Source organism: Priestia sp. TRM10 (assembly GCF_057808375.1).
In genome coordinates this window covers 38,474-46,662 of the sequence record NZ_JBJZOT010000008.1, presented here as the reverse complement: position 1 = coordinate 46,662, position 8,189 = coordinate 38,474, and the positions used below count along the sequence as shown (strand labels likewise).

The window sequence follows — 8,189 nt, the reverse complement described above, 5'->3', positions numbered from 1 at the left end:
TCGTCTAAGGTAATCATTCGTCGTTTGGTACTCATAGCTCTTCAATTTCTCCAACTGCTTTTTCAATACTCGCATATAAATTGTTTAAAGTTTTTGTGTTTTGTTCCACTGCATAATGAATTTTCGACATGAACAAAAGGTTCTTATCAATCAGATTTGTTAAATGCATTTCACGTGTAGTTTGTTCTTGAAAAAACGCCAACGTTTCTATCTGACCTTTTAAAAAATATTGCCGTGAAACTCCTTTTTCCTTTGCAAGTTCATCAATCTTTTTTATCGCTACCGGATCAATATCTCGTAATAAAATATCCACTTTTCTGTTCCATCCTCTCATTTTGGTATGCACTGCTCTATAAAGTTAGAAGAGCATAAGGGGTTTTTGCTATCATCGGAGGATGATAGGCTGGGCAAAGCCCAGCAGAACGTCATTCTCACCTTAAAAAGTGTGATATCACGAAAATTACCACTCTGCCGACCTGCTGTTGATATACTGTTGAGCTACTGTCAATATGAAGTCCCCTCAGCGTCCCTTCATTGTCGACCTCATGAGTATATACGTCCCTTCAACGTCCCCTCAAATTTTACGAGAAACGTATACGTTCTTGACCCGTTCCATCATTAAAAAATGAGGAGATAGGTGTACAACTATGAGCCACTTTTTCGTACAAATCAATGGCTGATTTCACTGAAGAAACCTCTAACTTGTGTAATATTTTCCCTCTAATTTTCCTGGTTTCTTCCTCTCTATGTAAAATCTTTGCTGTCTCACGAACATTACATTAATCCAGAGAGAACTCAAAAACTTTTCATTCGGCTTGCGTAAATTGGTTCAAAAAGAGTTGTTCCTTTAATCGAATATAATCTTCTTTTATGACGTGTAAGTCTGCCATTTCATCGACTAATTCATTAGCAATACGTAATACATTTTCAATGCTAATCAATAACTTTTCAGTTTCTTCCATGATTGAACCCTCCTATTTTTTTGAGGGCAACCCATGTTATAATATTATTTGCCTAATAGTTCTACAAGGGGTGCTTTCCTGGTCGAGAAAGTGCCCTTTCTTCTATTTACATACATTATTACTTTTCCTTGGAATCGTTGTAGAGTTCTTTCTCTAGAAGACGAACCAAATAATCTTTCTTACTAATCCCTTCTTCAATACATCTCTTTGCAAATTCTTTAAACAATTCTTCTGGGATATCTGCATTCAATCGCTTAAATCCAGGTGCTGTTTTCGTCATACCAATCCTCATTCTCTTCGAATATAAGTCACTCAAATGAGTGACTTATATCTAGTTTAGTGGATGTAAATTCCACAGTCAATAACTTTCAGCAAAAGAAATATGACAATGTAAACAGTAAACTTTTCTTATTATTTATTCGCAAATTTAAATTTAAAAAATATTTAATATAACACACTATACTTTTGTTCCAAAAGTGTGTGCTCTGCGAGGCCTGTACGGCTATGCCGTATTCATGCTACCGCATGAAGAAGGCCTTGGGGTGTCGCCCCCAAACGCCGACCAACGTAAGGACGTTGGATCCCCTTAAAAACTCCCCCAACCCCCTCACGTTTTGAGGGGGCTCCCTCGCCGGTTGGCAGGAACAAACAAAGTTTGTTCAATGCCAAGAGGGTTCGGGTGCAGTGAGTCTATCAACTCCTTAAATTCTCGACCTTTCGGTCTTGCGATTTACCGTTGACAGACACCTATACTTTCCTCATCTTTTTATGATGTATCTTATGGCAATAGAAAAAGCAGAGGGAGAATGGAGAGGTCCCCTCTGCTTAATCAATCCAGTTAACATCAACAAATGTCACTAAGGACTACCTTATATGATCCTCATAGCATGTATTGCCTCCCAAATTATTATTCACCAAATAAAAAAACCCCTTGGGAGGTGAAAAAAGAGTCTTTTATGTCATCCCTTCTAATATTACTTCTTTTTTTTACTAATACCGATTCCAACCACGATTCCAATTGAAATACCTAACGCAATTCCTAAACCAATATTGTCCATTACCAAACCTAAAACGAGTCCAAATGCAACACCAAAACATAATCCAATACCGATACTCTCTCCATTATTAGACAAAGAATCGCCCCTTATCTATATATATGCTATATAACTATTCACATCACATTCTACAAATCTAAACGATTCCCTTTATCTTTACATGAATTAGAGTTTTCCCCCTTCATCAGGTATCGGGAGTGAGGCTGTTGGGTTATAAAAAAGTTTGATTGAAAACACGTCTTATTATGTTGATTTTCCAAATATAAAAGAGCCTGCTTTTGAAAAAAAGATTGATCAAAACAGGCTCTTTAAATATTTCACGAGGACGATTTTTATAAAAAAGTTTGATCATTTTCTACCAGTGTTGCTCAATAATCGCGCCCTTTTGCTGAAGATGTTTTATTATTACGACTTTAATCCTTCGCTAAAAGATTACTTACTTATTCAATACTATTCGTTTTCTGATAAACAAAATAACAAGCACTAGAAATAGTAACGCTATCACTGCATACGCTATATTTGAGTATATATCCATATAGCCTACTATCGTTTCCCACGACCCTCCAACTGCAGCACCTATATTAACAAGGGCAAAATTCCATATTAACGTTCCTAAAGTTGTTAATATCAGAAATACTCCAAAATTCATATGAGCCATTCCAGCCGGCAAGGAGATTAAACTTCTAATTAAAGGAATAAAGCGACAAAAGAATACTGCCCACACTCCATATTTAGAAAACCATTCATTTGCTTTACGAACATCCTTTTTGGTTAATCTTAGAATACCTCCCCACTTTTCAATAATTTTTTCTATTCTATTTACATCAATAAGTAACCCTATTCCATAAAGAACGATTGCCCCTACCACTGATCCAATTGTTGAAGCCACTATCACCCCGAAGACACTTAGGGATGTATGAGTAGTCATGAATCCTCCAAATGTTAGGATAACCTCTGACGGTATTGGAGGAAATAAATTCTCTATTGTAATCAATAAGAAAATACCCATATATCCGAATTGTTCCATTATATTAGTAATCCAAGTTTCCATTTCAAATTCTCCTTCTACTATTAAAATAAATCTTTAAACTTTCGATAAATCGTAGTATCAATAATTTTATACAAGATAAACATTCCAAAAAGCCCAAATGCATAAACAATAAAAGTAATTTCTAAAGTGAGCGTAATTAATGAATAAGGAAATATCGCAACATCTAGTGCCCAGACTACAATAGAAGCTAAAATGGATACAATTGTCCAACCAACTAAATAATAATGGGCATGTAAATTGAAGAACAAAGAGTTTTTAGATAAATTTAAAAACTCTTTGACCTTGAATTGATTGATTGCTTCCCTTGTAGCGTCTACTTCGCTGTTACCTTGCTGTATCAAATCATGAACATAATCTTCTAAATAAGTTTGTAATTCTAACTTGTCTTCCTCATTCATAGCTAATTGGTTAACATACAATCTTATATCATCTTGTTTCTTATACAAACTGTTCATTCGAATATGACTAATATAATTTAGTGCTCCCCAAAGAACGGCAATTGCAATCGAAAACCAGTAACTAATAAGTACCCAAATTGGATCACCTGAATACAACTGATCAATAAAATTTGTAATACCAAAAAGAAATGCTGAAAGTAATAGTATCCAGCTATATTTTATATCTTCAAGACTAAATATTTTTCTTAAATATCTACTCATGATTCTTCCTCCTTTAAATAAATCTTTTAACCATTTCAGTGACTTTTCTCCAATCATTTATTAGACTATCCAATAATTGTAGGCCTTCATCTGTAACAGAATAGTATTTGCGTCGTCCTCCATGGCTCTCTTTCCCCCATGATGACGATATTGCACCTTGTTTCTCTAATCTTTTCAAAGATAAATATAGTGTAGCCTCTTGAATTTCAAATTCTCCTTCTGTTTTTTCTTTTATTATTTTTGAAATTTCATAGCCATAACTCTTTTTTTCTTTCACAACAGAAAGAATTAGAAGATCAATATTTCCTTTTAATAATTCCTTATTCAAAGCTATACACCCCCAACTAACTACATAACATTATTAAGTACTATATTATCATAAGTTATATTACTTAAAATTACAAGGTACTTTTAGATTTAACACTTAAAGAAAAAAACCAGCAATAAAATGCTGATTTCAATCGTATGCTATATTAAATTTCCATCTCCATTAAAGTTGTTGCTCCATAATCTGGCCCTTTAATTGAATAATACACCTGAAGTTTAAGGGGCAAAAGAAAAAACCTATTAATACAGGGTTTTATCGAACTTTGTTTTAAATTATCGAACTTTTTTACAAATTATCAATCTTTATTTTAAATCAACACTTGGAATAGGATTTGCTATTGGATTAGATCTTTTGTGCGGTACTTTTTATTTAACGTTTTATAAAGGCAATTGAGAGAAGAAATGAAATCTGAAAAAACCATAAGGGGTATCGCCAACATTCCGAGGTCATCTTACCAAAAGAAGAAAAATACACGTTTAGACATATTTTAGACACAATTCAGCTGACTACCTGTACGTTAAGCAGCCGGTTGGGTGTTTTATTTGATATTCAAATCTTGAGAAAACCACGTATTCACATGGGCGGTTTGGATTCAACTAATGATATTTTTGATGCTGTTAATGAGATGATTCAAGTCATCTGTTCTTGGATCGTCCTTTTTAATATGAACTCCTACACTTCGATCAATCAAATTAAGTGTGAATTTCCTATCGTTTCGAACCAAACTTTCTATAAGATCCGGTTGATGAAATTCAATTATAAATGATTCTAGACTCTTTAGCGGGTAAGCATGAACCTGTAGTATGTTTTTTGAATTGGGAGAATCGGGTGTGAATAATGCTGTCATTACAACGATAGACTTCCCAGAAAGGGTGATGATCATATACTCACCCTTTTTTTCATCAATCTCCTCCACACACGCATCAATGAGATTCAACTCTTCTATTGCTTGGATTAATAATTCAACCGCATTTTTGGAACGTGCTTGCTGGATACGGCTGATCACAGATTCCATTTTCATTATCTTACCCCTTTATTCTACTTAGTTGTAGTGTTAACAAAGAATTATCAACGGACCAAATAAGAGCCCGAGAGAAATCGGATCAAAGTAACGTAAAGCCAAAGGACAACTGATAAATACTTATTTTCGTTTTCAGTAAAAAAAGCCTTAGAAACTAATTCAAAATCTTTTTCACTTAATTTAATTTCGTCTCCTATTTTGTCCTTGGGGTCACCGTATCATTGAATACTAGACTTTGTTTTTGCCCACGTTTTTCAGTATTACCAAGTATGCGGCTTTCTGGTCTCAGCGCCCATGAAGCGATATTGAGTATAGCATAGAAAAGCGGAAGGATAATATGAAACCCGTAATCACCATAATCATTAGCAAACACATGAGATAAAGCCGCACCAGTCATTAAAAAGAAGATACCAGCGTGAGCCCATTCTTTAAGCCGAGGAAAACCTGGAAAGACGATAGCAATGACTCCAAGTATTTTCCAAATCCCAAGAATGTTCATGATGTATAACGGGTAACCGATATTCTTTACTAACTCGATATTTCCTCCTAATTTCATCAGTTGACCAATACCACTTAACAAAATTGATACTGCGAGTAGTGATGTGACTGTCCAATAAGCAATCATTTTTCCTTTTGTTTTCATCTTTTGATCCCTTCCTTTAATCATTGATTTAAATATGCAATAATTTCTTACAAACTCTTCACTAGATTTGTATTCAAAACGACACCTTTAAGCGAGTGAAAGCTATTTTTTACCTAGAGAGAAAATAGCTTTCACTAATTTCAATGAAGAAAAAGAATGACCAAATACAAAAATGGCTGAATTCCTCAACTTGCGCTTTTGCTTACTTTAATATTCTCCTTTAATCACAAAAAACGAGCCCCGAATTGTTCCAGCTAGTTTAGACTTCTGCCTAGAAAACTTAAACTTCCCTTCTAACTCCTTTGGTACCTCCATCCCCTCAGAAAGCTTAAAACCAATGGCCCGCTTCTTAGGGTCATCAACCGTATACATGACGTTTACCACAAGACCGTCCTCATAAAATACGTAGGCAAATTTGATATTTTCCACTTGAAAACGCGAAGTTTCTAAAGGTTTGGCCGCAAACTTAATATCACGTTCTTCTTTCAAAATTCGGTTCACATAATCAAGTGTCTCCTGGCTTTCGCTAGCTGGTACAACCGTAAATTCATGCTTGTATTTGTTCATAAAGTAACGGGCTTCATTAGCACGTAAACCAGCAAGCGCTTCTACTACAGGTGAAGATTCTAAATCAACCGTAGACACATTTTTAAAATCAACGATATAAGACATTTCCACCCCTCCAGTTATCTCTTTATTTCCTAACAACAGGAATCCACATTTCACCAAAAACTAAGCCGTTTTGCTGCCCCATCTCAACTGTTGCATTTGGTCCACCAACATAGGCAAAATTCTTTGCTTCTGGCAATACTTGACCAAAGGCAATGCCAGAAAGTTTATTATTCAATTCTTCAGCCGTCTTCCCTTCCCCTTTCACAACTAGGTATTCCCCCTTAGGAAATTGAATCACTCTGGCCTCTTCTGATGCCGATGCCTCTGTCATGACGCCAGCATAATGCATCATCTTGTTATTTACCGCCTCGTTCACAGCAAAAACGTAGTCATTTGTAGCTATAGCTTTTAAAGCGTCAAGTCTTCCATCTTGGCTGAATGCCTGCCAAAAGTCTGACTTTTCCTTGTTTATGCCAGCATAGTCTGTGTAATCACTCTTAAGCTCAGTTCCAAAACCTAAAACGGTAAAGCTATCTTTTTCTTGTAGAGTATAATTTGTCATATTTAAAACCTTCCTTTTTTTAAAATTTATCAAATGAGTTTGTTATCTTCACTTGATAAGTTTATAATAGTCTTAAATCATGTCAAAAAATGGTACTGTTTAGGAGTTCTGATGAAAAAAGTTGAACGAATTAATATCATCATGCGGTATATCAACAATCGCTCCCACTTTACAATTTCTGAAATCATGCGAGAATTTAATATCTCTCGTTCGACAGCTATCAGAGATATCAAAGAAATTGAGGCGATGGGGATGCCACTTGTCGCTGAAGTTGGAAGGGATGGAGGCTATTTTGTCATGCACAACTCTGTCCTACCCGATGTTCGCTTTACCGATAATGAGGTCAAAGCTCTTTTTATTGCCTTTATGGCCACAAGAAATCAACAACTCCCCTATTTAAAGAGTCGTCAGTCTTTAGCTGAAAAATTACTTGGCCTCATTTCACAAAACCAGCAAGATGATCTTGTTCTTTTAAATCAAATCTTGCTTTTTGCAGGGACCAATCCCTATAATCCCGATCTACTTGATCTGTCGGACCTCCCCCACCCCATGTTAGAAAAACTCATCCAGATTCTTCTTTTGGATAGATATTTATTAGTTACCGTCGAAGAAGAGAAAATAATAAAGACTTATTCAATCTATCTTTTGCACCTTTATCATGAAAAAAGCGTTTGGCTGATCGAAGGCTTTGACTTAAAGGAAGAAAAGAAGCAGATTTTTTCTGTCGACCAACTCACTAATGTCAAACCCTCCCCGGCGAAAAAAAGATTAAGTAAGAAAAAGATATTAGAAAAACTAAGTGAACAGGAAGAAGTAAGCAACCTTGTCTTTGAACTTGGTCCAAAAGCAATTGCCCAGTTTAAAAAATACCATCCATTAAAATCTTCAATTTCCTATACGAATCCTTACCAAACCACAGCCATTCTAAAGACTTATATCAATGTTAATAAGCCCGAGGAATTGAACGAAATAACAAATTGGTTACTTTTCCTAGGTGGGGATATCAAGGTCAGGGAAATACCAGAAGAAGTCCTAGAAGTTATACAAGAGAGATTATGCTTATACTATCCATAAGCATAATTTTTTCCAAAAAACAAACCCAACTAAAACCCCTTCAACTTTTCTGAAGGGGTTTTCACTCATCATTCAAGAATAAATAAATTCGCCTTTATTGAACTAAACTGTACTCTTTAGTTCAATAAAATCCAGAGAATCAAATGTATACTCTATAAAAAACTAGTTAACATAATCCTTATTATCGGCATTGAAAAAGGATCTTCAATCGAAGATCCTTTT

12 protein-coding genes are annotated in these 8,189 nt (G+C 35.1%); 1 reads left to right on the top strand and 11 read right to left on the bottom strand.

Going from position 1 to position 8,189, the window contains the following annotated elements; genetic code table 11:
* Nucleotides 1-31: 31 nt before the first annotated feature.
* The 11 genes from ACK3CR_RS06945 to ACK3CR_RS06895 form a co-directional block, all read right to left on the bottom strand.
* Entirely contained in the window at nt 32-334 is a 303-nt protein-coding gene (locus ACK3CR_RS06945; RefSeq protein WP_488975134.1) for a hypothetical protein, read from the bottom strand.
* 472 nt (nt 335-806) lie between these two features.
* A complete protein-coding gene (locus ACK3CR_RS06940) occupies nt 807-962 on the bottom strand; it encodes a hypothetical protein (protein WP_488975133.1) in 156 nt (51 codons plus the stop codon).
* Nucleotides 963-1,080: 118 nt separating this feature from the next.
* Nucleotides 1,081-1,242: a hypothetical protein gene (locus ACK3CR_RS06935; protein WP_488975132.1), complete on the bottom strand. Its 162-nt coding sequence runs from the start codon at nt 1,240-1,242 to the stop codon at nt 1,081-1,083.
* Between the two features lie 694 nt (nt 1,243-1,936).
* Nucleotides 1,937-2,095 carry a glycine zipper domain-containing protein gene (locus ACK3CR_RS06930; RefSeq protein ID WP_488975131.1) on the bottom strand — a complete coding sequence of 53 codons (159 nt, stop codon included), beginning with the start codon at nt 2,093-2,095 and terminating at the stop codon, nt 1,937-1,939.
* A 358-nt stretch (nt 2,096-2,453) separates the two neighbouring features.
* Nucleotides 2,454-3,068, bottom strand: a complete 615-nt coding sequence (locus ACK3CR_RS06925) for a DedA family protein (RefSeq protein WP_411250395.1) — start codon at nt 3,066-3,068, stop codon at nt 2,454-2,456.
* 20 nt (nt 3,069-3,088) lie between these two features.
* A complete protein-coding gene (locus ACK3CR_RS06920; RefSeq protein ID WP_488975130.1) occupies nt 3,089-3,727 on the bottom strand; it encodes a hypothetical protein in 639 nt (212 codons plus the stop codon).
* A 13-nt stretch (nt 3,728-3,740) separates the two neighbouring features.
* Nucleotides 3,741-4,055, bottom strand: a complete 315-nt coding sequence (locus tag ACK3CR_RS06915; RefSeq protein WP_411250399.1) for a PadR family transcriptional regulator — start codon at nt 4,053-4,055, stop codon at nt 3,741-3,743.
* A 592-nt stretch (nt 4,056-4,647) separates the two neighbouring features.
* Entirely contained in the window at nt 4,648-5,076 is a 429-nt protein-coding gene (locus tag ACK3CR_RS06910; RefSeq protein ID WP_488975129.1) for a hypothetical protein, read from the bottom strand.
* A 193-nt stretch (nt 5,077-5,269) separates the two neighbouring features.
* Nucleotides 5,270-5,743: a DoxX family protein gene (locus ACK3CR_RS06905; protein WP_411250403.1), complete on the bottom strand. Its 474-nt coding sequence runs from the start codon at nt 5,741-5,743 to the stop codon at nt 5,270-5,272.
* 183 nt (nt 5,744-5,926) lie between these two features.
* Nucleotides 5,927-6,391: a DUF8821 family protein gene (locus ACK3CR_RS06900; RefSeq protein ID WP_488975128.1), complete on the bottom strand. Its 465-nt coding sequence runs from the start codon at nt 6,389-6,391 to the stop codon at nt 5,927-5,929.
* A gap of 22 nt (nt 6,392-6,413) precedes the next feature.
* Nucleotides 6,414-6,893, bottom strand: coding sequence for a GyrI-like domain-containing protein (locus tag ACK3CR_RS06895; protein WP_488975127.1), 480 nt, complete (start codon nt 6,891-6,893; stop codon nt 6,414-6,416).
* A 111-nt stretch (nt 6,894-7,004) separates the two neighbouring features.
* Here ACK3CR_RS06895 and ACK3CR_RS06890 point away from each other — a divergent pair, with 111 nt between their 5' ends.
* Nucleotides 7,005-7,967: a helix-turn-helix transcriptional regulator gene (locus ACK3CR_RS06890; protein WP_488975126.1), complete on the top strand. Its 963-nt coding sequence runs from the start codon at nt 7,005-7,007 to the stop codon at nt 7,965-7,967.
* The last annotated feature ends 222 nt before the right edge of the window (nt 7,968-8,189 follow it).